Annotated in this window: 22 protein-coding genes; 12 read left to right on the top strand and 10 right to left on the bottom strand. The window is 38.9% G+C overall.

What is annotated here, in order from left to right; genetic code table 11:
- Position 1 precedes the first annotated feature (1 nt).
- Both carA and IO90_RS13095 read right to left on the bottom strand, forming a co-directional pair.
- Positions 2 to 1,090 carry a glutamine-hydrolyzing carbamoyl-phosphate synthase small subunit gene (carA, locus tag IO90_RS13100; protein WP_034969154.1) on the bottom strand — a complete coding sequence of 363 codons (1,089 nt, stop codon included), beginning with the start codon at positions 1,088 to 1,090 and terminating at the stop codon, positions 2 to 4.
- A gap of 141 nt (positions 1,091 to 1,231) precedes the next feature.
- Positions 1,232 to 2,134, bottom strand: a complete 903-nt coding sequence (locus IO90_RS13095) for an aspartate carbamoyltransferase catalytic subunit (protein WP_034967344.1) — start codon at positions 2,132 to 2,134, stop codon at positions 1,232 to 1,234.
- Between the two features lie 452 nt (positions 2,135 to 2,586).
- Here IO90_RS13095 and IO90_RS13090 point away from each other — a divergent pair, with 452 nt between their 5' ends.
- Positions 2,587 to 3,048, top strand: a complete 462-nt coding sequence (locus IO90_RS13090) for an Lrp/AsnC family transcriptional regulator (RefSeq protein ID WP_034967340.1) — start codon at positions 2,587 to 2,589, stop codon at positions 3,046 to 3,048.
- Between the two features lie 87 nt (positions 3,049 to 3,135).
- Here the strand turns inward: IO90_RS13090 and argH are convergent, their stop codons facing one another.
- The 8 genes from argH to IO90_RS13050 all read right to left on the bottom strand — a co-directional run bounded on the left by argH (position 3,136) and on the right by IO90_RS13050 (position 11,962).
- Positions 3,136 to 4,440 (bottom strand): argininosuccinate lyase, encoded by a 1,305-nt coding sequence (argH, locus tag IO90_RS13085; protein ID WP_051878809.1) that lies wholly within the window; start codon positions 4,438 to 4,440, stop codon positions 3,136 to 3,138.
- Positions 4,441 to 4,769: 329 nt separating this feature from the next.
- A complete protein-coding gene (locus IO90_RS13080) occupies positions 4,770 to 5,852 on the bottom strand; it encodes a M20 family metallo-hydrolase (RefSeq protein WP_034967336.1) in 1,083 nt (360 codons plus the stop codon).
- Positions 5,827 to 6,618, bottom strand: coding sequence for an acetylglutamate kinase (gene argB / locus IO90_RS13075; protein ID WP_034967331.1), 792 nt, complete (start codon positions 6,616 to 6,618; stop codon positions 5,827 to 5,829). Before argB ends, IO90_RS13080 begins: the two co-directional genes overlap by 26 nt.
- A gap of 106 nt (positions 6,619 to 6,724) precedes the next feature.
- Positions 6,725 to 7,678, bottom strand: a complete 954-nt coding sequence (locus IO90_RS13070) for an N-acetylornithine carbamoyltransferase (RefSeq protein WP_034967327.1) — start codon at positions 7,676 to 7,678, stop codon at positions 6,725 to 6,727.
- A 124-nt stretch (positions 7,679 to 7,802) separates the two neighbouring features.
- Positions 7,803 to 8,966, bottom strand: coding sequence for an aspartate aminotransferase family protein (locus tag IO90_RS13065; protein WP_034967325.1), 1,164 nt, complete (start codon positions 8,964 to 8,966; stop codon positions 7,803 to 7,805).
- A gap of 73 nt (positions 8,967 to 9,039) precedes the next feature.
- Positions 9,040 to 10,005 carry an N-acetyl-gamma-glutamyl-phosphate reductase gene (argC, locus tag IO90_RS13060; protein WP_034967322.1) on the bottom strand — a complete coding sequence of 322 codons (966 nt, stop codon included), beginning with the start codon at positions 10,003 to 10,005 and terminating at the stop codon, positions 9,040 to 9,042.
- A 192-nt stretch (positions 10,006 to 10,197) separates the two neighbouring features.
- Positions 10,198 to 11,391 carry an argininosuccinate synthase gene (locus tag IO90_RS13055; protein WP_034967319.1) on the bottom strand — a complete coding sequence of 398 codons (1,194 nt, stop codon included), beginning with the start codon at positions 11,389 to 11,391 and terminating at the stop codon, positions 10,198 to 10,200.
- Entirely contained in the window at positions 11,384 to 11,962 is a 579-nt protein-coding gene (locus IO90_RS13050; protein ID WP_051878668.1) for a GNAT family N-acetyltransferase, read from the bottom strand. The genes IO90_RS13055 and IO90_RS13050 overlap by 8 nt, the downstream gene beginning before the upstream one ends.
- A gap of 160 nt (positions 11,963 to 12,122) precedes the next feature.
- Here IO90_RS13050 and IO90_RS13045 point away from each other — a divergent pair, with 160 nt between their 5' ends.
- The 11 genes from IO90_RS13045 to IO90_RS12995 all read left to right on the top strand — a co-directional run bounded on the left by IO90_RS13045 (position 12,123) and on the right by IO90_RS12995 (position 23,303).
- Positions 12,123 to 12,539 (top strand): helix-turn-helix domain-containing protein, encoded by a 417-nt coding sequence (locus IO90_RS13045; RefSeq protein ID WP_034967316.1) that lies wholly within the window; start codon positions 12,123 to 12,125, stop codon positions 12,537 to 12,539.
- Positions 12,540 to 12,706: 167 nt separating this feature from the next.
- Positions 12,707 to 14,086 (top strand): hypothetical protein, encoded by a 1,380-nt coding sequence (locus IO90_RS13040; RefSeq protein WP_034967312.1) that lies wholly within the window; start codon positions 12,707 to 12,709, stop codon positions 14,084 to 14,086.
- A 27-nt stretch (positions 14,087 to 14,113) separates the two neighbouring features.
- On the top strand, positions 14,114 to 15,694 hold the full coding sequence (locus IO90_RS13035; protein WP_051878666.1) for an MFS transporter: 1,581 nt from the start codon (positions 14,114 to 14,116) through the stop codon (positions 15,692 to 15,694).
- A gap of 163 nt (positions 15,695 to 15,857) precedes the next feature.
- Entirely contained in the window at positions 15,858 to 16,085 is a 228-nt protein-coding gene (locus IO90_RS13030) for a DUF6814 family protein (RefSeq protein WP_034967309.1), read from the top strand.
- 40 nt (positions 16,086 to 16,125) lie between these two features.
- Positions 16,126 to 16,278 carry a hypothetical protein gene (locus tag IO90_RS19030; protein ID WP_165570279.1) on the top strand — a complete coding sequence of 51 codons (153 nt, stop codon included), beginning with the start codon at positions 16,126 to 16,128 and terminating at the stop codon, positions 16,276 to 16,278.
- A gap of 2 nt (positions 16,279 to 16,280) precedes the next feature.
- Positions 16,281 to 16,475: a hypothetical protein gene (locus tag IO90_RS13025; protein WP_034967305.1), complete on the top strand. Its 195-nt coding sequence runs from the start codon at positions 16,281 to 16,283 to the stop codon at positions 16,473 to 16,475.
- A gap of 1,687 nt (positions 16,476 to 18,162) precedes the next feature.
- Positions 18,163 to 19,173, top strand: a complete 1,011-nt coding sequence (locus IO90_RS19260) for a sensor histidine kinase (RefSeq protein WP_410492595.1) — start codon at positions 18,163 to 18,165, stop codon at positions 19,171 to 19,173.
- Between the two features lie 193 nt (positions 19,174 to 19,366).
- A complete protein-coding gene (gene tnpA / locus IO90_RS13015; RefSeq protein WP_034967296.1) occupies positions 19,367 to 19,810 on the top strand; it encodes an IS200/IS605 family transposase in 444 nt (147 codons plus the stop codon).
- 284 nt (positions 19,811 to 20,094) lie between these two features.
- On the top strand, positions 20,095 to 20,457 hold the full coding sequence (locus IO90_RS13005) for a response regulator transcription factor (protein WP_034967289.1): 363 nt from the start codon (positions 20,095 to 20,097) through the stop codon (positions 20,455 to 20,457).
- A gap of 97 nt (positions 20,458 to 20,554) precedes the next feature.
- On the top strand, positions 20,555 to 22,462 hold the full coding sequence (gene acs, locus IO90_RS13000) for an acetate--CoA ligase (protein ID WP_034967286.1): 1,908 nt from the start codon (positions 20,555 to 20,557) through the stop codon (positions 22,460 to 22,462).
- Between the two features lie 448 nt (positions 22,463 to 22,910).
- Positions 22,911 to 23,303 (top strand): surface-adhesin E family protein, encoded by a 393-nt coding sequence (locus IO90_RS12995; RefSeq protein ID WP_034967280.1) that lies wholly within the window; start codon positions 22,911 to 22,913, stop codon positions 23,301 to 23,303.
- The last annotated feature ends 31 nt before the right edge of the window (positions 23,304 to 23,334 follow it).

The raw sequence follows: 23,334 nt of genomic DNA, 5'->3' as shown, positions 1-23,334 counted from the left end.
TTTACTTTTTTACTTGATTAGATTTAAACTCCTCCATTAATTCAATAAAATCATCAAATAGATAATTCGCATCTTCTGGGCCTGGACTTGCTTCCGGGTGGTATTGAACTGAGAAACAAGGATGGATTTTATGTTTCAGACCTTCGTTGGTTCTGTCGTTCAGTGCGATGTGTGTTTCGATTAAGTCTGTATTTTTTAAAGATTCCTGGTCGATTGCATAACCGTGATTCTGAGAAGTGATGGCCACTTTATTTTTTTCTAAATCCAAAACCGGGTGATTGCCACCTCTGTGCCCGAATTTCAGTTTGTAAGTTTTTGCGCCACAAGCCAAACCAATCAATTGATGACCTAGACAAATCCCGAAAATCGGCACTTTTCCAAGCAATCCATTAATCAATTCTGATGCACCTTTCACATCTTCCGGGTCGCCGGGACCGTTGGAAAGCATTATTCCGTCTGGGTCCATTAGCAAAATCTCTTCTGCCGTTGTGTCCTGAGAAACCACGATGATGTCGCAATTTCTTTGAGATAATTCGCGGATGATTCCCAACTTGGAACCAAAATCCACCAACACCACTTTAAAGCCTCTTCCAGGACTTGCATACGAAGTTTTTGTGGAAACAGATTCTACCTGGTTGATTGGGAAAGTGGTTTGCTTAAGCTCTTCAACCGTTTGATTATCATCAGTTTCAGCGTTTACGATTTTTCCTTTTACAACACCTTTGTTGCGAAGAATTCTCGTCAGTCTTCTCGTGTCAATTCCTGAGATTCCGGATAGATTTTTCTTTTTGAAAAGTTCATCCAAGGTCATTTGAGTTCGGAAGTTGGAAGGTAAATCACACAATTCTTTGACAATCAAACCTTTGATTGCTGGCTCGATGCTTTCGTAATCGTCGCGATTGATGCCGTAATTTCCTATCAAAGGATACGTCATACAAACAATTTGCCCGCAATAGCTTGGGTCGGAAATCAATTCCTGATAACCCGTCATTCCTGTGTTGAAAACCACTTCGCCGGCAGTTTCCTGTGCTGCTCCGAATCCTACCCCATTGAATACTTCTCCGGATTCTAATATTAATTTCTTTTTCATTTTTACTTTTAAGTCGGAAGACGGAAGTCCGAAGTCCGAGGTTTCACTAATATTTATTTCATTTTTGTCATCGGTCATCAGACTTCTGACATCGGTCTTTTTTACTCAAAAAAAACACGCCCGAAAAGCGTGAATTAATTTTTAATTTTGGGAGTCGACAAACTCGAAACCTTTATTCTCAAGGTCAAATTTAAGAATCGCCATTCTTGCAAAAACGCCGTTCTGCATTTGTTTGAAGATTCTGGACCTTTCACATTCCACCAATTCCGAATCAATCTCCACACCTCTGTTGATTGGTGCCGGATGCATAATGATAGCGTTTGGCTTCATTTTCTTTTCTCTTTCTTTGGTCAAACCGAATTTCTTAAGATAATCTTCCGACTTGAAATTGAAAGTTCTCTCGTGACGCTCGTGCTGGATTCTTAGCAACATCAAAACATCCACTTCTTTCACCAAATCATCGAATTGCATATAAGTTCCGTTGACCAACATTCCTTCGTCAAACCAGAACTCTGGGCCAGAGAAATAGACTTTTGCGCCCATTCTTCTGAACAATCCTGCACCCGAATTGGCAACTCGGCTGTGTTTCACATCACCTACGATTCCAATCTTCAAACCTTCAATCTTTCCGAATTCCTGAATGATGGTCAAAGCGTCTAAAAGCGCCTGTGAAGGATGACTTCCAACGCCGTCGCCAGCATTTACGATACTCAATTTAGCATCCTGAAGCTGGTCGTAATATCTTTTTTCAGAATGTCTGATAACCGCCACTTCCACGCCGATAGCTTCCAAAGTTTTAATCGTATCAAGCATTGTTTCGCCTTTTGCAATCGAACTTTTATCAGCTTCAAAATCTATAACTTGAAGACCGAGTTTCTTCTCCGCTACTTCAAAGCTTGTTTTGGTTCTTGTGCTATTCTCAAAAAAGAGGTTCGCGGCGAAAACATCACCTTTAATTTTGCTGACTTTACCATCTGCAAATTGCTGTGCTTCCTGTAAAATTTTTTCTATACTCTCCGTGGAGACGCGTGCAAGCTTAATCATATCTGAAATTTTTAAATAAAAAAAACGAAGCCTAAAAGACTTCGTTAAATATAAAAAATATTGTTGTTGTCGGCAAATTTGCCAAACACTAATGTCGCTAAATTCTGTACCAGATTCATTGGGTGCAAAGATACCAATATTTTCGATATGATAAAATCTTATTCATACTTTTTTGTAATTATTAGCTGATAGCAATTAGCTTTTTGCTATTAGCTTTCCACTCTGTCATTTCAGTCTTCGAAAACCTCAGATTGACAAAAATGTATGAATAAATTATTGTAAGTATTTAAATCAATGAACTTCTGCGCTTAAAATTTCTATAATCAAATATTTTCTTTACTTTTGAAAGATTGACAAGTACTTGAAACTACTTAAACATATATTTTTAACTATTAAAGCGTTGCTTTTTAAGCCAATCGCCAAAAGCAAAGTGCTATCAGCTACTTAATATTATGAGTTTGGACAAAAAAGACAAATTAATTCTCTCGCTTCTACAAGAAGATTCTACGCTATCGGTAAAGGAAATCTCCGAAAAAATCGGACTGACTTTCACGCCGACCTACGAGCGTATCAAAAACCTTGAAAAAAGTGGCGTTGTAGAAAAATATGTCGCCCTGCTCAACCGTGAAAAACTCGGAATCAATATCGTTGTTTATTGCAATGTTCGTCTCAAAGAACAATCTCAAAATACGCTTAAGGATTTCGAAAATTATATCTCAAAATATGATGAAGTCCAGGAAATCATCAGTCTTTCCGGCGAATATGATTATCAATTGAAAATCTTAGCAAACGACATTTATTCATACAATCACTTCACGGTAAATGTGATTTCAAACAGTCCTCACATCGGGCAATATCACAGTTCTATTGTATTGGCCGAAGTGAAAAAATCGACTAAATTTAAACTGGATTAATTTCAAATCTCTCGCAGATTTAGCAAATTCTGCTGATTTCAAATAATCTGCAAAATCAGTTTTATCTGCGAGAATAAATCAAAATACTTAGCCCAACAATTTATCTCTGACTTTATTGAATTGATATTCGATTTCGTCGAGACAAAGGTTTCCCAAACTGCCTTGATGGGAGTGATTGAGTTCTTTGTAATCGTATTCGAGCAAGCCATTTTCTATTTCCTGACCGATTTGGATATAGGCATCTCGGAATGATTTTCCATTCTTCACTTCTTCGTTGATTTTTTCTACGCTGAAGATGTATTTGTATTTTTCATCATCCAGAATATTGTCTTTCACTTCGATGTTTGGAAGCGTGTAAATCAGGATTTCCAGACATTCTTTTAAGGAATCGATGGCCGGAAAAAGGATTTCTTTTGTCAATTGCAAATCTCTGTGATAACCTGAAGGCAGATTATTCGTCACCAAAATCAGTTCATTTGGCAAAGCCTGAATTCTGTTGCATCTTGCTCTCACCAATTCGAAAATATCCGGATTTTTCTTGTGTGGCATAATGCTACTTCCCGTTGTGAATTCTTTCGGAAAGCTTATGAAATCGAAGTTCTGACTTAGATAAAGACAAACATCGTAAGAAAATTTGCTTAAAGTTCCTGCTATAACCGACAACGAATTCGCCAACAATTTCTCGGATTTCCCACGCGTCATCTGCGCATAAACCACATTATGATTCAAAGTTCTGAAACCGAGTTTGTAAGTCGTACTTTCTCTGTCAATTGGGAAAGACGAACCGTAGCCAGCGGCCGAACCAAGTGGATTTTTATTAATGATATTCTTCGTCGCAAAAAGCAATTCCAAATCGTCCACCAAAGATTCTGCATACGCACCAAACCACAATCCGAAAGACGACGGCATCGCCACCTGCAAATGCGTGTAACCAGGCAACAAAACGTCTTTGTGAAGATTGGCTTTGTCTTTCAGGATTTGAAAAAATGAATCGGTCAGTTCTGTGATTTCTCTGATTTCGTCAATTAAATATAATTTGATATCCGTCAAAACCTGATCGTTTCTTGACCTTGCGGTATGGATTTTTTTTCCTGTCTCACCCAATTTTTCGATGAGGATATTTTCGATTTGAGAATGGATGTCTTCTGCGGTTTTATCGATTTCGAAAGTTTCTTTTTCGATGTCAGAAAGAACTTCTTCCAAAACGGCCACGATTGCCTGCTCTTCATCCAGTCGAATCAATCCAACTTCTGCGAGCATTTTTGCGTGGGCAATGGAGCCCAACACATCGTATTTTGCTAATCTGTCGTCAAAATCCAGGTCTTTCCCGACTGTGAATTTTGTAACCAAATCATTGGTTGTCGTATTGTCTTTTTGCCAGATTTTTTTCATTTTGTAATATTTTGATATTTGAACGCAAAGCGCGCAAAGATTTTTTTTAATTTTTATTGAAAACATTTTTAAGGTTCACAAAGGCGCTGACGCTCACCAAAGAATGAATTCTAAAGTTCTTTTGAATTGAAGACAAATCTTCAACTTTGCGAAGCGCAGCCCGACTTGAGCGGAAATCCTTTTTTGCTTATACTCAAGTTCTATTTAAACTGGAATCGTCGGCAAAAAAGATTGGGAGCGGAAGGCGGAAAAGCTGCCCAAATTCTTATTTTTCTACTTTATTTAATAGGATTACATCCTATCCTTTGCTAAAACGCCCTTTTAGGACTTTATAAAATATTTTCTAATATTTTGATGTAAACATCGATGCCTTCTCGGATTTCGTCGATGTAAATAAATTCGTTTGCGGTGTGGGAACGCAAGCTGTCGCCGGGTCCCAACTTGACAGATGTGCACGGAATAATCGCCTGGTCCGAGGATGTCGGCGAACCGTAAGTTGTACTGCCCAACGCCAATCCAGCCTGAACAAACGGATGGTTGACGTCGATTTTTGAGGAATTGAGACGGAATGACCTTGGTGTTAGTTTGGATTTCATCTGTGACTGGATGATTTCGAAAACTTCGCGATTTGAATATTCGTCTGTCACGCGGACATCCAATGTGAAATTACATTTTTCGGGAACCACGTTGTGTTGCGTTCCTGCGTTGAGAACTGATAATGTGACTTTCACCTCGCCCAAATAATCGGAAACTTTCGGAAATGTGAAATCGAGGATGCTTTGCAAATCCTTCATACATTTCACAATCGCATTGTCATCGTTAGGATGCGCAGCGTGAGAAGGCGTTCCCAGCATTTCGCCATCGATGACGAGCAAACCTTTTTCTGCAATCGCCAGATTCATTTTTGTAGGTTCGCCAACGATTGCCAGTTCTACGTTCGGAAGTTGCGGAAACAAGGCTTCGATGCCGTCCAGACCGGAGATTTCTTCTTCGGCCGTCAACGCAATTACTAAATTATGCGACAAATCTTCGGCTTCATAAAAATAAAGAAATGTCTGCGCCATCGCCACCAAAGACGCGCCTGCATCGTTGCTTCCCAAACCGAATAATTTGCCGTCTTTTTCTACCGGAATAAATGGGTCCAATGTATAAGCTTTGTTTGGTTTTACCGTGTCGTGGTGCGTGTTTAGAAGAATCGATGGTTTGCCAGCGTCAAAATGTTTGTTGGTTGCCCAGATGTTATTTTTGAATCGGTTGACGGTCAATTGATGCTCATTGAAAAAGCCTTCGATGATGAGCGAAGCGTTGTATTCGTCGCGACTCATAGATGGTGTTGCGATGAGTTTTTTCAGTAATTTGACAGCGTTTTCCGCAAGTTCTTCTCTGCTAAAGACAGATTTCAGTTCCTTCATTTCCTTGTTTTATTTGGTCTGACAGTTTTTTCTCGTTAATCAAAGACACTTTCTGAACACCATTTTCTTTGGCCTTGAAAGCATTTTCGAGTTTTGGTAAAATTCCTTTGTTGAGTTTTCCTTCGGATTTCAATTCAGAAAATTCATTTTTATTAATGGTTTTAAGATTTGAATCTTCGTCTTCCACATTTTCCAAAACCCCGTTTTTATCGAAACAGAACAACAATTCTATCTCGAAATTTTTTGATAAAGCCTGAGCAATAGTTCCGGCAATCGTGTCTGCGTTGGTGTTTAACAGATTTCCTTTTTTATCGTGAGTGATTGCAGAAAACACCGGAACCAAACCCAGATTTATCATATTTGTAATCAATTCGTGATTGATGCTTTTTTCATTAATATCGCCCACAAATCCAAAATTAATGGTTGGATGCTGGCGTTTTTCAGCTTGAATCAAATTACCATCAGCGCCGGAAAATCCCATCGCGTTGCAATTGAAACTCTGCAATTTCGCCACAATATTTTTGTTGATTCTTCCAGCGTAAACCATCGTCACCAACTTCAAAGTTTTCTTGTTGGTAATCCTACGTCCATCAATCATCGTCTGCGTGATTTTCAGTTTTTCCGCTAGAGTTTCTGCAATCTTTCCACCGCCGTGAATCAGGATTTTGGCGCCTTCGATTTGCGAAAACTGCTGGAGAAAAGCTTTCAATGATTTTTTGTCATCGATTAGAGCGCCTCCGATTTTTATGATGTGTAGTTTTTGCATTAATTGTTTTTTGAACGCAAAGTCCGCTAAGATTTTTTGTTAATTATTGAAAATATTTTGAGGTTCGCAAAGGCGTAAAACTCATCAAAGACTTAAACCTTATTTTTTAATTTAAGTCATCTAATATTTCAGAGAAAACTGCCTGTGCAGAAAAAATTCTGTTTTTTGCCTGCTGATAAATGATTGAATTTTCGCCATCCATTACTTCATCGCTTAATTCCAAATTTCTACGGACGGGAAGGCAATGCATCACTTTTCCATTGTTTGTCAATTCTAACTTTTCATTGGTCAACATCCAGTTTTCTTCAACTTTCGACATAGTTGCATAATCTTCAAACGACGACCAGTTTTTAACGTAAACAAAATCTGCATCTTTCAATGCTTCATCCTGATTATGAATTACTTTCGCATCCTTTGTGAAATTTTTATCCAAATCGTAACCTTCCGGATTTGCAATCACGAAATCAACGTCCATTTGTTGCATCCATTCTGTAAACGAGTTTCCGACAGCCTGCGCAATTGGTTTGATGTGAGGCGCCCAAGTCAAAACGACTTTTGGTTTTCTATTTCCTGTCCAATTTTCTGTGATTGTGATGCAATCTGCCAGACTTTGCAACGGATGACGCGTTGCAGATTCCAAAGAAATCACTGGGACTTTGGCGTGTTTCAAGAATTGGCTCAGAATACTTTCGTTCACGTCGTCTTCTTTGCTTTTCATTCCTGCGAAACATCTTACCGCGATGATATCACAATATTGATTCAGGACCTCGATGGCGTCTTTGATGTGTTCAACTGTGTCGCCGTTCATTACCGTTCCATCAGCGAATTCCAGATTCCAGGCTTCTTGTGCAGCGTTGAGTGTTAGGACATTTAATCCTAAATTTTGAGCCGCGATTTGAGAACTTAATCTTGTTCTGAGACTGGAATTGAGGAAAACCAAACCAATCGTTTTTCCTTTTCCTTTAGTTGGATTTTCTAATGGATTTTCTTTTATTTTTAAAGCTTTTGCAATGATTTCCTGCAAATTATCTATATCGTAAACCGAAGTGAAATTTTTCATTTCTTAATTGTTTTGAACGCAAAGGCGCTATGATTTTTTATGATTCGACATTTCAAGTCGCAAATTTTAACGCACAATGTTGGCGACTTTTCAGCAGTGAGATTACTACTCTTGCGCCTTTGCGTTATTTTAATTCTAATATTTTCTCATCAATGGCTTTCAAGGTTTTTCCTAAAGCATTGATGAACAAATCGGATTCTTTTTCCGAAATATTGAGCGCCGGTAAAATCCGAAGAACATTCTTGTCATTGGCATTTCCAGTGAAAATAAAATGTTCAAACAACAATTCTTTCCTGACATCAGCGCAAGCTTGGTCAAGCTCGATTCCAATCATCAGCCCGCGCCTTTTGATGTTTTGGATATGGGGGAAATCTTTAATTTTTTCTTCGATGTAAGCGCCGATTTTTTCTGAATTATCAATCAGATTTTCATTTTCAATCACTTCTAATACTGCAATTCCAGCCACGCAAGCGAGATGATTTCCGCCAAATGTAGTTCCCAATAATCCGTAACTCGCTTCGAATTTCGGACTAATCAAAACGCCACCAATCGGAAAGCCATTTCCCATTCCTTTGGCAACCGTGATTAAATCTGGCTTGATGTCGAATTCCTGATGGGCAAAGAATTTTCCGGAACGTCCGTAACCAGACTGAACTTCGTCCAAAATTAAAATCGCATTATTTGCTTTGCATAATTTTTCAATCGTTAAAATGAAATCTTTATCCAATAAATTGATTCCGCCAACACCTTGAATTCCTTCTACGATTACTGCTGAAATTTCGTTTTGGTTTTCGGCAAAAATCTTTTCCAATTCTTCAGAATTATTGAATTCACATTTGACGAAATTCTCAGATTCGTTGACTGGTGCTACGATTTTCGGATTGTCTGTCACAGCAACAGAGGCGGATGTTCGGCCGTGGAAAGCTTCGGAGAAATAAATCACTTTCTTTTTTCCGTTGTGGAATGAAGCCAGTTTCAAAGCATTTTCGTTCGCTTCTGCTCCAGAATTACAGAGGAACAATGAATAATCTTCGTAACCTGATAATTTCCCCAACTTCTCAGCCAATTCAATTTGCAAATTATTCTGAACGGAATTGGAATAAAAACTGATTTTATCCAATTGATTTTTCAATTTCTCAACATAATGCGGGTGATTGTGACCAATGGAAATCACAGCGTGACCGCCATAAAAATCGAGGTATTTTTGGCCATTTTCATCCCAAAGGAAAGAACCTTTTGCTTTTACAGGATTGATGTTGAAAAGTGGATATACGTTGAATAAATTCATTTTTACATTTTTATTTTAACGCAAAGTGCGCAAAGATTTTTTTTAATTTCAAACTGCTTTTAAGTCGCAAAGTTTAGAAAGCCAATGGTTTTAAGTTTAATCCGAGGTTTTGTTCCCAGCCATTGGCGATATTCATATTTTGAACAGCTTGTCCGGATGCGCCTTTCAATAAGTTATCGATTGCGGAATGAACTGCTATTTTGCTTCCTTGTTTTTCGATTTGGATGACGCAGAAATTGGTATTAACAACCTGTTTCATATCAATCGGTTTTTCTGAAATTCTAACGAAAGGCGAATCTTTGTAGAAGTCTTTATATAAATTGTAGATTTTATCTAATTCCAAATCACATTCGATGATAGAACTTGTAAAAATCCCTCTTGCAAAATCGCCTCGCCAAGGCACAAAATTGATTTCCACATCCTTTTCATTAAGCAAATCGACTTGTTTTAAAATCTCCTCAACGTGCTGGTGATTCAGAGTTTTGTAGGCTGAAATATTGTCATTTCGCCAAGTGAAATGCGTAGTCGGTTGTAATGATTGCCCAGCTCCAGTCGAACCTGTAATTCCGGTTGTATAGACATCTTTCAGCAGATTTTGCTTCGCTAAAGGCAATAATGCCAATTGAATCGCAGTCGCAAAACATCCAGGATTCGCAATGCTTTTCGAGTTCTGAATCTCATTAAAATAAATCTCGGGCAAACCATAAACAAAATCTCTATTTCCAAAATCGCCATCGAGACGGAAATCATTTCCTAAATCGATAACCAAAGTTTCTTCTGAAACCGGATTTTCATTCAGCCAGTTCTGACTTTCTTTGTGAGGAAGGCAGAGGAAAAGAATGTCCGTTTCTGAAATTTCATTCGTCAAAACCAAATCGCAAATCGAGTCCAAATCCGGATATAATTCTGAAATTTTCACTCCGGAATTGGAACGACTGAACAAAAACTTTAATTCTATATTCGGGTGGAATGCTAGCAAACGAACAAGTTCGCTTCCTGTGTAGCCATTGGCTCCAATGATTCCGACTGATTTTTTCATTTTTAGCACGACAGTTTACCGGCGTTTTTATTATTGAACCCTGTCGGGTTCGGTTGATTTTCGTTATTCGTTTCCATAGGTTTCACCTACGGCTATTGATATTGAACTCTTCGAGTTAGGATGATTTTCCTTATTCGCTTCCATAGGATTCACCTACGGCTACTGATATTGAACTCTTCGAGTTCGTTGGTTTTAATTCAATTTATTGACTTGATGATAAATATTAAGCGAGTTGCTGAGAATTTTGGTAAAACCTTTGACATCGTCGCCACTCCAAGCGAGATTCTCTTCGCCGTAACTTCCAAATTTTGAAGACATTAAATCATTATCAGATTCAATTCCGTTTAAGACAAAACGGTAAGGATGAAGCGTGATAAATACTTTTCCGTTGACTGTTTTCTGAGAATCGTGCAGAAAAGATTCGATGTTTCTCATTACAGGGTCTAGGAAAAGTGCTTCGTGAAGCCAGTTTCCGTACCAATCTGACAATTGCGATTTGATGGTCTGCTGATATTTGGAAAGTGTATGTTTCTCCAAAAGATGATGCGCTTTGATGATAATTGACGCCGACGAAGCCTCAAAACCAACACGACCTTTTATCCCGACAATCGTGTCTCCAACGTGGATATCACGACCAATTCCGTAAGGTGACGCCAATTCTTCAATCTTCTGAATCGCTAAAACCGGATGAGAAAAAGTCTCGCCATTGACAGAAATCAACTGCCCATTTTTGAATTCAATTTCTAATTGAGATGGTCCAGTTTTTTCAACTTGCGAAGGAAAAGCTTCTTCTGGAAGGGAAAATCGGGAAGTCAAAGTTTCTTTTCCGCCGACGGAAGTTCCCCAAAGTCCTTTGTTGATGGAATATTTGGCTTTGTCGAAATCCATTTCGTAGTTGTGGTCTTTCAGAAATTGAATTTCTTCTTCACGCGATAAACTCAAATCACGAATTGGTGTGATGATTTCGATTTTCGAGCACATTACGTTGAAAATCAAATCGAAACGAACCTGGTCATTTCCTGCGCCTGTACTTCCGTGCGCAATAGCGTCGGCTCCGATTTCCAAAGCAGATTCGGCAATGGTTTGCGCCTGAATTGTTCTTTCTGCGCTGACTGACAATGGATAAGTGTTGTTTTTCAGAACGTTACCGAAAATCAAAAACTTAACACAATCGTTATAATATTTTTCTGAAGCATCGATAAACCTGTAAGAAGCCACGCCTAATTTTTCTGCTTTTTCCTTAAGCAAAACCTCATCGTTTTTATCAAAACCACCTGTGTTGATTGTGACTGCGTGAACTTCGTAACCCAAAGTTTCACTTAGATATTTGGCGCAGTACGATGTGTCCAAACCTCCGCTAAATGCCAAAACTACTTTCTTACTCATTGTCGTTATTTATAGATTCAAAATCTTTTTCTTTATTCATATTTACTTTTTCCGGGACGAAAAGCATTGCTGTGCAAAGACAGTTTTTGCGTTCTTTCATCATCAGAATTTCATAGTTCACGCAGTTTTTGCAACCGTTCCAAAATTGCTCATCTTGAGTCAGTTCCGAATAAATCACTGGCTTGTAACCTAAACTGCTGTTGATTTTCATCACTGCCAATCCGGTGGTGAGGCCGAAAATCTTCGCATTTGGATATTTCTCCCGGGAAAGCTCGAAGATTCTTTCTTTAATCAAAGTGGCCAATCCGGCGTTTCTGAATTGAGGCGAAACTATCAATCCGGAATTCGCGACGTATTCTCCGTTCGTCCAGGTTTCGATGTAGCAGAAGCCTGCCCAGGTTCCATCTTCGTCTATGGCGATGATGGCGTTACCTTCCGAGATTTTTTTGCCCAGATATTCGGAGGAACGTTTTGCGATGCCTGTTCCTCTTTTCTTTGCAGAATCCTCCATTTCGTTTCGGATTTCTTCCACATAGACCAAATGTTTCTCTGAGGAAACTTCTAATTTCATTGATATTATCTAATTAAGTGGCAAATTTAAATACATTTATCTTTATTAACCAAATTAAAAAGATAATTTTATCTGTTAATTAATATTTAACAACAATATTATCTTTAAACCAATATTAAATATTGCTAAATTATTATATATTTGCTAAAAAGGTATAGTTATGGAAAATCAATGTCCTAAGTGTAATAATCAAAACGTTTCAAAAAGCGGAATTATCAAAGGAAAACAGAGATTCTATTGTAAGAAGTGCAACTATAATTTCACGGTCAAAAAATTAGGAAAACAAATTGATGATTACTACGTTACCAAAGCTTTACAACTTTACCTAGAAGGATTAAGCTATCGGGAAATTGAAAGAATCATTGGCGTTTCCCACGTCAGCATTAGTTCTTGGATTAAGAAATATAACATTACGCGACCACCACATTCCGAGTTTCATCCGGTTTATAAAGTCTTTAAACAAAATGAATTGATAGAATATATTTCTCAGGAAAATAATCTTGAAAACTCAGGATTGATTATCACTCAATTTGCTGATAAGTATATGTTAATCAAATGGGAAAGATTCAAGAAGTAAATGATAATTGATAAATAATAAATGATTAAAAGAATTGCTAATCGTCTATCGTTCATCAATTATAAATAAAACTATATACTTTCCATTAATATATATTAAATTTTTGTAAACAAAATATTAATAACAATTTGGCAATCACAAAATAAACACCAAATTCTTATTAATTTATGAAGAAAATTCTAACTTTTATAGGTTTAGTGCTTTTGAGCACCAGCCTATATTCGCAAGGGTCGCCTGATTATGGAAATGGTTTAAAATTAAATCTCAATCCGGAAGGCGATAAGTATGTAAGATTTATTCTTTGGAACCAGATATGGTTGAGAAATACGGAAATGAATCCGGGAACAATGGTTTCTGATGAAGCCACAAAGAATTCCTGGAACATCGGAAACCGACGACTGAGAGCGCTTGCCTATGCACAAATCACCAAAAGATATATGGTTTTGATGCACTTCGGGATTAATAATCAGACCTTCATCAACGGTGGCGGTTCGGGCTCTACAGGAACTGGCGGATATGGAAACGGTAAGAAGCCACAGATGTTTTTTCACGATGCCTGGAATGAATATGCCGTGGTTTTGCCGGGAGAAGCGGGGAAATTCAGCTTGTCGATTGGAGCCGGACTTCATTATTATATGGGACTTTCCCGGATGACGATGGCTTCGACACTTAATTTCCTGACTGTTGACTCTCCTATTTTCACTTGGCCTTTAATTGATAATTCTGACCAGTTTGCCAGACAAATGGGAATGTTTGCGAAAGGAAAATATGGAAAGTTCGAATACCGATTCAGTTTGAATAAACCATTCGCAACCAATCTTGCGCCAGTTGGTGTAACAAATCCAGCAACAAGAGTTGCGGTTGACAACAACGGAAATCCGGAATTCTCCAAAGCCGGATATGTGGAATATCAATTTCTTGACTCTGAGTCTAATCTATTGCCTTTCAAAGTTGGTTCTTATCTGGGAACTAAAAAAGTTTTCAATCTGGGTGCCGGTTTTTATCATCAGAAAGATGGAACACGAACTTCTGTCAATTCTCAAATCGAGAAACACGATATCGCTCTTTACGCCATCGATGCATTCGCTGATTTGCCTTTGGGAAACGCGAAAAATAAAATGGCACTTTCGGCTTACGCAGGTTTCTACAATTACAACTTCGGACCAAATTATCTGAGAAATCTCGGCATAATGAACGTTGGTTCCAACGACCCAGGATTTATTGGCGACAAAGCAATTGCTGGCGCAGGAAATCTTCAGCCAATGATTGGAAGTGGCAATATTTATTATCTGCAAGCCGGCTTACTTTTACCAAGCAATGCCGATAAGCCTAAAATCAGAATTCAGCCTTTTGCAGCTTACACGAATAAAAACTTCAAAGCTTTGGAGAATTCATCTTCACAATTTGATGTCGGCGCCAACTGGTTTATTGATGGTCATCACGCGAAATTGACGACGCAATATTCCACCAGACCAACTTACACAAGTGCATCTGCAGAACCGAAATCCAAGGGAGAATTCATCCTTCAATTCCAAATCTATCTATAACCGTTTAACATCAAATCTTAATATAAAATGAGCGATTTACATCATGAACAGTATGAAAACCTGAGCGACAAGCAGAAAAACCGCACCATTTGGAGCGTGATTATGGCTTCGTCCCTCGGAACCCTTATCGAATGGTATGATTTCTATATCTTCGGAAGTTTGGCAGTTGTTTTAGCTACAAAATTCTTCCCGGCCGATAATCCAACCGCGGCATTTTTATCAACCTTGGCAACCTTTGCGGCAGGTTTTGTGGTCAGACCATTTGGAGCTTTGTTCTTCGGAAGATTGGGCGATATGATCGGTAGAAAATACACATTCCTAGTAACGCTTCTGATTATGGGATTCTCGACATTCCTCATAGGATGTATCCCAAGTTATGAAACGATTGGATTTATGGCGCCGGTTTTAGTTTTAATCCTTAGACTTTTACAAGGTTTAGCACTCGGTGGCGAGTACGGCGGTGCGGCGACTTACGTTGCAGAATATGCACAACCTCACAGACGTGGTTACTGGACATCGTGGATTCAGACTACTGCAACAGCGGGACTTTTCATTTCATTAATTGTAATCCTCATTACCAAATCGTCACTTTCTGCAGAAGATTTTGACAATTGGGGATGGAGAGTTCCGTTCTGGATTTCGATTTTGATGGTTGTTGTTTCGTATTTTATCAGAAAGAATATGAAAGAATCTCCTCTTTTTGCAAAAGCTAAAAGCGAAGGAAAAACTTCTACCAATCCTTTGAAAGAGAGCTTTGGTAATAAATTTAATTTTAAATTCGTCTTGCTTGCACTTTTCGGAGCAGCGATGGGACAAGGTGTGATTTGGTACACAGGACAATTCTACGCAATGAGCTTTATGCAGAAAGTAATGAGTATAGACACAACTCAGGTCGATACTTTGATGGCAATTGCGCTTTTGCTTGGAACGCCGTTCTTCGTTTTCTTCGGATGGTTGTCTGATAAAGTCGGGCGAAAAGCCGTGATGATGACCGGAATGCTGGTCGCAATTTTAGCTTACCGACCTATTTATAGTGCGATGTTCAATTCTGTCGACACAAAAACCAAAGAGATTTCAGCAAACGGAATCACTGAGAAAAGAACTTCGAAGGTTCACGCAAAAATTACGACCGACAGTCTCGTGACTTTCCATAAAGAAATCGCTTACACAGACGGAACTTTATTCAAAAAAGACAGTATCGTGCATTGGTCGGCAGCCGGACCTGTGATGAAAGATGGAAAAGCGGAAGAACCTAAAGTTACCTCATCTGTCAAAATAAATGATGATACAAAGTGGTATCTGGTCTTCCTCGTTTTCATTCAGGTCATCTTTGTAACAATGGTTTATGGTCCGATTGCAGCATTTTTGGTCGAGATGTTCCCAGTGAAAATCCGATATACTTCTATGTCACTTCCTTATCACATTGGTAACGGTATTTTCGGTGGACTTCTGCCTGCTGTTGCGACTTATCTTGTGACGACCGGAAAAGATGCTGGTCACGCGGGCTGGTATCTGGAAGGACTCTGGTATCCGATTGGCGTTGCGTCGGTCTGTCTGGTGATTGGATTGTTCTATCTGAAAACGAAAAACAATAATATTCACGATTAAGGGCATTAGCAAATGGCTTTTTGCTGTTGGCTTCTCAAACTATTATTTTTATAATTAGAATAGATTATCAAATTGCAAATTAATTTTCTTTTCCCCAACCCTAAAGGGAGGAAAATTTATTTTAAAACTTCATAAGTATTAAGTAACTTTAAATCAAACAAAAATGGACAGCATAAAAAAAATATTAGGCATCGTTTGGATATTACTGGCATTGGTCGTTCTGTATTTCGGACTGACGGTAATGGGAATTCCAAAACTGACGTCAGGGAAACAGGAAGATTTGGTATTCGGAATCATTATCGTCTTCATTCTTTTGCCAATCGTTTGTGGTGGATTAGGAATTTTTGGATACTATGCCCTGACCGGCGAATATTCTGACGAGAAAATTTAAAACACTAAATTATAATTTGATAATTGATGAACAACAATGTATGTTCATCAATTATCTTTTATCTGAAAACGTTTTTGGAACGCCGAATCTGCAACCCGACTTGAGTGGAAATCCTTTTTTGACGCTGGAAAAGCAAGGCAAAAAAGATTGGGAACGGAAGGCGGATAAGTTGCCCAAAATATTCAATTATTAACAATGAAAAAGCGACACGAACAGAAACTGATTATCCTGAGTTTCGGACTGATGATTTTGTTCAGTGCGCCAATTATTCTTTTATTCAATAGCGAAAGAGAGGTTTTCGGGTTGCCAATGTTGTACGTTTACATTTTTGGCGTTTGGCTTCTGTCGATTGTGGCTTCTTTTATAATCTTCAAAAAATACGATGAGTAGCGTTTCCTTATTTGCGGTGGTAATCCTCTATCTCGCCCTTCTTTTTCTGGTAGCCCATCGCGCCGAGAAAAAGAAGAGCAAGATCTGGGTGAACAATCCGTACATCTATTCGCTTTCTCTGGCTGTTTATTGCACGGCGTGGACGTATTATGGAAGCATCGGCGTTGCTGTGAACAGCGGTTTGGATTACCTTCCGATTTACATTGGTCCGATAATTATTATTCCGGCTTGGATTTACATTAATAAAAAAATTCTGAGAATCTCGAGAGTGAATAAAGTCAGCAGTATTGCGGATTTTATTTCATTGAGGTACGGAAACAGCCGTTCTTTTGGAGCGATTATCACATTGGTCTGTATTTTTGGGATTATTCCTTACATAGGATTGCAGATTAAAGCGATTTCCGAGACTTTTCATCTGGTGACCAATACGCCGATTTCTAAGAATATTTTCACTGATAATGCAACTTTTGTAGTTGTGCTTTTGGCTTTGTTTTCTTCTTATTATGGGACTCGATATGTTGATGCTTCCGAGAAAAGATTGGGAATTATTTCCGCTGTTGCTTTGGAAAGTTTTTTGAAATTAATTTTCTTAATTGTTCTCGGCGTTTTCGTTACGTTTTTTGCTTTTGATGGCTTTTCTGATATTTATGCGAAGGCAAATCTTCTACCCGATTTTAAAGAGAAAAACACATTCAACGGTTTGGAAGGAAGTTTCAACTGGATGATTCTTTGTCTCATTTCTGCTTCAGCGATTTTCCTTTTGCCAAGACAATTTCACACGACAATTGTTGAGAACCGACAGGAGAAGCATTTGAAAACGGCAATTTGGTTTTTTCCACTTTACTTATTGATTTTCAACTTATTTGTATTTCCGATTGCTTGGGGCGGAAGAATTATTTTTGAAGGACAAACGGTAAATCCAGAGTTTTATTCGATTTTAATTCCACAACATTTTAATAATCAAATCATCACGGTTTTAGTTTTTCTTGGTGGATTAAGTTCATCTATTTCGATGGTGATTATTTCCAGTATTACTTTATCAATTATGTTATCGAACAACCTAATCATTCCTTACGGCTGGCTTGATAAATTGAACTCTCACAACGAAACTAAAAATACCAAAAGCATCGTCAACATTAGAAAAGTCAGTATTTTTATATTGATTGTTACAGCGTTTGTCTTTTATAAATATTTTATTTTAAAGAACAGTTTATATTCCGTTGGATTGATTTCTTTTGTGATTATTTCGCAATTGGGACCGTCATTTTTCGGAGCGATATTTTGGAGACGAGGCAGTTACAAAGGTGCAGTGATTGGTTTGATTGGCGGATTGGCAATCTGTTATTTTGGATTGATAATTCCGCAGTATTATTTTTCTTACAATCAGGAATTCAAAGGCTTGGTGAGAGATATGTACAATTGGTTTAGTTTTTTCGACATTCCTTATTTGAGCAGTATTTCGGAAGTTTTCTTTTGGTCAATTTTAATTAATATAAGTTTGTTTGTGGTTATTTCATTAAGCCAAAAAGGCGATTACCGGGAACGGAATTTTGCCGAAATCTATGTTGACATCGACAGATACATTCAGAATCACGAGAACGCCTTTATCTGGCGCGGAAAAGCTTACGTCTCTGACATCCGGAATATTTTGGTGAAATTTCTTGGCGAAAAGAAGACCGAACAGGCAATGCGAATCTTCAATCTTAAATACAACATCGACACAAGAACCGAAACCGCCGATGCGAGATTTATCAAATTCTCAGAAAATCTTTTATCCGGAAGAATCGGAACAGCTTCTGCCAAGATTTTGATTGAAGGTGTGACGCACGAAGACAAAATCTCTCTGAAAGAAGTTTTAGAAATCCTCGAAGAATCGAAAGAAAATATCAGTCTCAATAAAAAACTGACCGAGCAAAGTCGAGAACTTCGCCAACTCTCCAACGAACTAAGTTTTGCTAATGAAAACCTTATCTTCAAAGACAAACAAAAAGATGACTTCCTGGATTCTGTCGCACACGAACTCAGAACTCCAATCACTGCAATCCGTTCCGCTGGCGAAATTTTGACAGACGACGATGATATCCCATTGGAAATCAAAAGGGAATTTCTCAACAACATCATCACGGAATCTGACCGATTGAATGAAATCATCAACGACATTCTCTACCTCGACAAACTGGAACACGGCGAAATTGCATTAAGCATTAATCAAAATAATATTATTGAAACTTATCAAAAAGCTTTGAACCCAATCAGTCATTTGATTCATCAGAAAAAAATTCACCTCAGCGAAGTTGACCTTCTGACCAATCACATTTTCGAATACGACGAAGCCAGATTGATTCAGGTTTTTCAGAATATCCTCGGAAACGCTTTGAAGTTTACCGATGAACAAGGAACGATTCAGGCGAAATTTCAGGAGAAAGATGGTCAATTATTTATTAAGATTTTCAACACAGGAAAACAAATTCCGGAAGATGATTTGAATTTGATTTTCGATAAGTTTTATCAATCCCGAAATCAAAATCTGAGAAAACCATCCGGAAGTGGTCTTGGATTGGCCATTTGTAAAAAGATAGTGGAGGCACACAAAGGAAGTATCTCAGCAAAGAATGTGGAAATAGGCGTTGAATTCGAAATGGTGCTGAACAATAATTTTAAATACAATAGCGAATCCGAAAGGATTCAATATCAGTAGCCGTAGGTGAAATCGAGGGACGAGATTCGGCGAAGCCAAACCTATGGGATAATAATCAAATAGTCCAACGAACCCGAAGGGTTCAATTTGAATAGCCGTAGGTGAAACCTATGGTAAACGAAGAATAACAATCAGAACCCGAAGGGTTCAACAAAAACATCAATATGTAGAAAAATCCATCAACAAAACACAAATGGGAACTTACAAACAAATCTATTATCAAATCGTTTTCGGAACCAAAAACCGGAAACCATCAATCAATGAAAAGAATGAATCCGAACTTTACAAATATATCTGGGGCGTTTTGAAAAACAAACAATGCAAATTATACAGAATCAATGGAATGCCAGACCACATCCATATCTTTTGTGATTTGCATACGAGTATCAGCCTCAGTAACTTGGTCAAAGACATCAAAGTCTCCACTAATTTATGGATGAAGCAATCAGGGTTATTTCCGGAATTCGATGGTTGGCAGGAAGGGTATGGTGCGTTTACCTATTCGATTAGAGAGAAAGAGACGATTGTCAATTATATTAAAAACCAAAAAGAACATCATAAAAATGAAACGTTTGAAAATGAATTTAAAAGGTTATTGAATGAACACGGAATTGAATTTGATGAAAAATATTTGTGACGGATGCAAATTCAACCCGTTTCACGGGTTGCCTAATTCGGAATCAACAGGTACCATAGGTTTCACCTACGGCTATGGAAATTAAACCCTTCGGGTTCGGTGCCAAACCACAAATCGAACATCCATAGGTTTCACCTACGGCTACTGATATTGAACCCTTCGGGTTCAGAGGGAAAATACCGAAGAACCATAGGTTTGGCTTCGCCGAATCTCGTCCCTCGATTTCACCTACGGCTACTGAAATTGAACCCTTCGGGTTCTCAAACATAGATATAAAAAGAACAATGAAAAAGATATTGATTGCAGATGACGAACACAAGATCCTGATGTCTCTGGAATACAGTTTTAGGAAAATAAGGTACGAAGTTTTCATTGCCAGAGACGGCACCGAGGTCTTGGAATTATTGAAGACCATCACACCGGATGTCATTCTCCTCGATATTATGATGCCGAACCTGGATGGTTACAGCACATTGGAGCAGATCAAAACTATGGAAGAATTAGTCGCTACAAAAGTCATTTTCTTGAGTGCCAAAGCCAATCCGAGAGACATCGAGAAAGGTTTGGACATGGGAGCAGATGCTTATGTTACGAAACCCTACTCTATCAAGAAACTGATTCAGCAGATCGAGGAAATGCTAGGCTAAAGGAAAAAGTAAAAAGAGACAACATTTGGAATGCTTCGACTTCGCTCAGCATGACAAATAACAAACAACCATTTTAAGAATTAAAAAAAGATAAACAATGAGAAATTATCACATTCAGAATTTACAGGATTATTTCAAAGAGTACAAAAAATCAATTAAGAATCCGAAGAAGTTTTGGGATAAGATTGCGGATGAGAACTTCGTCTGGTACCAGCGCTGGTCCAAGGTCGTTGATTATGATATGCAGGAAGCGAACATCAAATGGTTCAAGAACGCGAAACTGAATATCACCAAGAACGCCTTGGACAGGCATCTTTCCGTGCGTGGTGACAAAACTGCCATCATCTGGGAACCGAACGACCCGAAGGAAGAAGCACAGCATATTTCATACAACGAACTTTACACCAGGGTCAACAAAGTAGCGAATATCCTTCGTGAACTAGGCATCGAGAAAGGCGACCGCGTTTGTATCTATCTGCCAATGATCCCCGAATTGGCGATCACGATGTTGGCTTGTGCTAAATTGGGCGCCGTTCATTCCGTGATATTTGCCGGATTCTCTGCTTCAGCGGTGGCTTCTAGAGTCAATGACTGCGGGGCGAAGATGGTCATCACGTCCGACGGAAGTTACAGGGGAACAAAAATCCTTGACTTGAAAAGTTTAGTGGATGAAGCTTTAGAGAAAACACCAACCGTTGAAAACGTATTGGTTGTGAAAAGAACCCACAACGATGTGAAGATGAAGGAAGGCCGTGACCATTGGATGGACGACTATTACGACAAAGCTTCGGCAGATTTTGTGACTGTGATCATGGATGCAGAAGACCCTTTGTTCATCCTTTATACTTCGGGCTCTACTGGGAAACCGAAAGGGATGTTGCACACTTGCGCGGGTTATATGGTCTATACGGCTTACACCTTCAAGAATGTGTTTAATTATAAAGAGAATGACATCTATTGGTGTACGGCTGATATCGGATGGATCACCGGACATTCTTATATTCTGTACGGACCGCTTCTGAATGGTGCGACCACCGTTATCTTCGAAGGGGTGCCGACTTTCCCTGACGCTGGGCGATTCTGGGAAGTGATCGACAAACACAAGGTAACCCAGTTCTATACCGCTCCTACGGCGATCCGTTCTTTGGCGAAGGAAAGTGTGGATTGGGTGTTAAAACATAATCTGGACTCATTGAAAGTGATCGGATCGGTGGGTGAACCTATCAATGATGAGGCTTGGCACTGGTACAATGACAATGTTGGGAAGAAGAAATGCCCGATTGTCGACACCTGGTGGCAGACAGAAACTGGTGGTATTATGATTTCGCCGATTCCTTTTGTGACGCCTACCAAACCAACTTACGCTACTCTTCCATTGCCGGGCATTCAGCCGGTGCTGATGGATGAAAAAAGGAATGAGATCACCGGGAACCAAGTGGATGGAAATCTTTGCATCCGTTTTCCGTGGCCAGGGATTGCGAGAACAATCTGGGGTGACCATCAGCGGTACAAGGAGACCTACTTCTCGGCTTTCCCTGGGAAATATTTCACGGGTGACGGGGCTTTGCGGGACGAGGTTGGCTATTACCGGATCACGGGTCGTGTGGATGATGTGATCATCGTTTCCGGGCACAATCTGGGGACGGCGCCTATCGAGGATAGCATCAATGAGCATCCGGCGGTGGCAGAGTCTGCGATCGTGGGTTATCCGCACGACATCAAAGGGAATGCGCTCTACGGTTTTGTGATCCTGAAAGATGCTGGGGCAGAAAGAAATCGTGAGAACCTGGCGAAGGAAATCAACCAATTGATTTCCGAGCAGATCGGGCCGATTGCGAAGCTGGACAAGATCCAATTTGTATCCGGGTTGCCGAAGACGCGTTCCGGGAAGATTATGCGCCGAATCCTTAGAAAAATCGCAGAGGGCGATTTCAACAGTTTTGGGGACATCTCGACCTTGCTGAATCCGGAAATCGTGGATGAGATCAAGAATGAGAGGGTGTGATTTGAGTTGGAGAGTTTGAGGGTTGGAGAGTTTTTGAGTTGGAGAGGTTGAGAGGTTGAGGGGTTGAGGAGGGGTAAATTAATTTTCTTTGCCCCGACCCTAAAGAGAGGAAAATCAATTTGAAAAGTTTGTCAAGACTACATTTGGGAAATTAATTTTGACGAGATTTTAAACCAACATTTTAAAATAAAATCATTAAAAAAAGCCATCCGGATCGGGTGGCTTTTGTCATTTTAAATCATTGAGTTTGTTGAGCAAATATTTCATTAATACAAAATATATTTTTGATGACCGATTTCCGCGAACATTATTATGTTAACTGGTTTTCTGGATCTAATGTAGAAATTATTGATCGACTTAATATTAAATTAACAAATCAATTGCTTGATTATCAGTATATTTTGTAAATTTGAGCAAACTAAATTAATAACCAATTGAAAATTACCAAATGAACAAACTTTTATTAGCTTCAGGTCTTTTCATATTTTCATTCAGCTGTGCGCAGGACTGGAAATATATTTTTGAAAACAATACTGATACCTTTTACTACAAACCCAACACAGAAAATACGGCTTGGATAAAAGTAATATCAAGTAAAACGGAGTATTATCCAAAAACTTCTACCGGACTGAAAATCATTGATGGCTACACATTGACCTTATGGAAATTTGACTGTGAAAATAAAAAAGCAGGCCTGCTACAAAGGAATGTGTACTCAAAAGAAGACAATTTTCTAGCTAGTTTACAGCAAAACAAACACGTCGTAGAAATGGCCTATGCTATCCCGGATACTCTGGGAGAAGGGTTTTTCAATGTGTTTTGCAATAATGACTACCAATAGTTGAGTTGAACTGTCACTAATCTTCTATGAG

Source organism: Chryseobacterium sp. FH1, from assembly GCF_000735135.1.
Classification (GTDB): Bacteria; Bacteroidota; Bacteroidia; order Flavobacteriales; family Weeksellaceae; genus Epilithonimonas.
Note: the sequence above shows the minus strand (reverse complement) of the source record. Positions and strands in the feature narration are given on the sequence as shown.

Excerpts from the sequence above, each read along its gene's own strand:
- carA (WP_034969154.1), bottom strand. The coding sequence starts at position 1,090 with ATGAAAAAGAAATTAATATTAGAATCCGGAGAAGTATTCAATGGGGTA.
- IO90_RS13095 (WP_034967344.1), bottom strand. The coding sequence starts at position 2,134 with ATGATTAAGCTTGCACGCGTCTCCACGGAGAGTATAGAAAAAATTTTA.
- IO90_RS13090 (WP_034967340.1), top strand. The coding sequence starts at position 2,587 with ATGAGTTTGGACAAAAAAGACAAATTAATTCTCTCGCTTCTACAAGAA.
- argH (WP_051878809.1), bottom strand. The coding sequence starts at position 4,440 with ATGAAAAAAATCTGGCAAAAAGACAATACGACAACCAATGATTTGGTT.
- IO90_RS13080 (WP_034967336.1), bottom strand. The coding sequence starts at position 5,852 with ATGAAGGAACTGAAATCTGTCTTTAGCAGAGAAGAACTTGCGGAAAAC.
- argB (WP_034967331.1), bottom strand. The coding sequence starts at position 6,618 with ATGCAAAAACTACACATCATAAAAATCGGAGGCGCTCTAATCGATGAC.
- IO90_RS13070 (WP_034967327.1), bottom strand. The coding sequence starts at position 7,678 with ATGAAAAATTTCACTTCGGTTTACGATATAGATAATTTGCAGGAAATC.
- IO90_RS13065 (WP_034967325.1), bottom strand. The coding sequence starts at position 8,966 with ATGAATTTATTCAACGTATATCCACTTTTCAACATCAATCCTGTAAAA.
- argC (WP_034967322.1), bottom strand. The coding sequence starts at position 10,005 with ATGAAAAAATCAGTCGGAATCATTGGAGCCAATGGCTACACAGGAAGC.
- IO90_RS13055 (WP_034967319.1), bottom strand. The coding sequence starts at position 11,391 with ATGAGTAAGAAAGTAGTTTTGGCATTTAGCGGAGGTTTGGACACATCG.
- IO90_RS13050 (WP_051878668.1), bottom strand. The coding sequence starts at position 11,962 with ATGAAATTAGAAGTTTCCTCAGAGAAACATTTGGTCTATGTGGAAGAA.
- IO90_RS13045 (WP_034967316.1), top strand. The coding sequence starts at position 12,123 with ATGGAAAATCAATGTCCTAAGTGTAATAATCAAAACGTTTCAAAAAGC.
- IO90_RS13040 (WP_034967312.1), top strand. The coding sequence starts at position 12,707 with ATGAAGAAAATTCTAACTTTTATAGGTTTAGTGCTTTTGAGCACCAGC.
- IO90_RS13035 (WP_051878666.1), top strand. The coding sequence starts at position 14,114 with ATGAGCGATTTACATCATGAACAGTATGAAAACCTGAGCGACAAGCAG.
- IO90_RS13030 (WP_034967309.1), top strand. The coding sequence starts at position 15,858 with ATGGACAGCATAAAAAAAATATTAGGCATCGTTTGGATATTACTGGCA.
- IO90_RS19030 (WP_165570279.1), top strand. The coding sequence starts at position 16,126 with ATGTTCATCAATTATCTTTTATCTGAAAACGTTTTTGGAACGCCGAAT.
- IO90_RS13025 (WP_034967305.1), top strand. The coding sequence starts at position 16,281 with ATGAAAAAGCGACACGAACAGAAACTGATTATCCTGAGTTTCGGACTG.
- IO90_RS19260 (WP_410492595.1), top strand. The coding sequence starts at position 18,163 with ATGCGAATCTTCAATCTTAAATACAACATCGACACAAGAACCGAAACC.
- tnpA (WP_034967296.1), top strand. The coding sequence starts at position 19,367 with ATGGGAACTTACAAACAAATCTATTATCAAATCGTTTTCGGAACCAAA.
- IO90_RS13005 (WP_034967289.1), top strand. The coding sequence starts at position 20,095 with ATGAAAAAGATATTGATTGCAGATGACGAACACAAGATCCTGATGTCT.
- acs (WP_034967286.1), top strand. The coding sequence starts at position 20,555 with ATGAGAAATTATCACATTCAGAATTTACAGGATTATTTCAAAGAGTAC.
- IO90_RS12995 (WP_034967280.1), top strand. The coding sequence starts at position 22,911 with ATGAACAAACTTTTATTAGCTTCAGGTCTTTTCATATTTTCATTCAGC.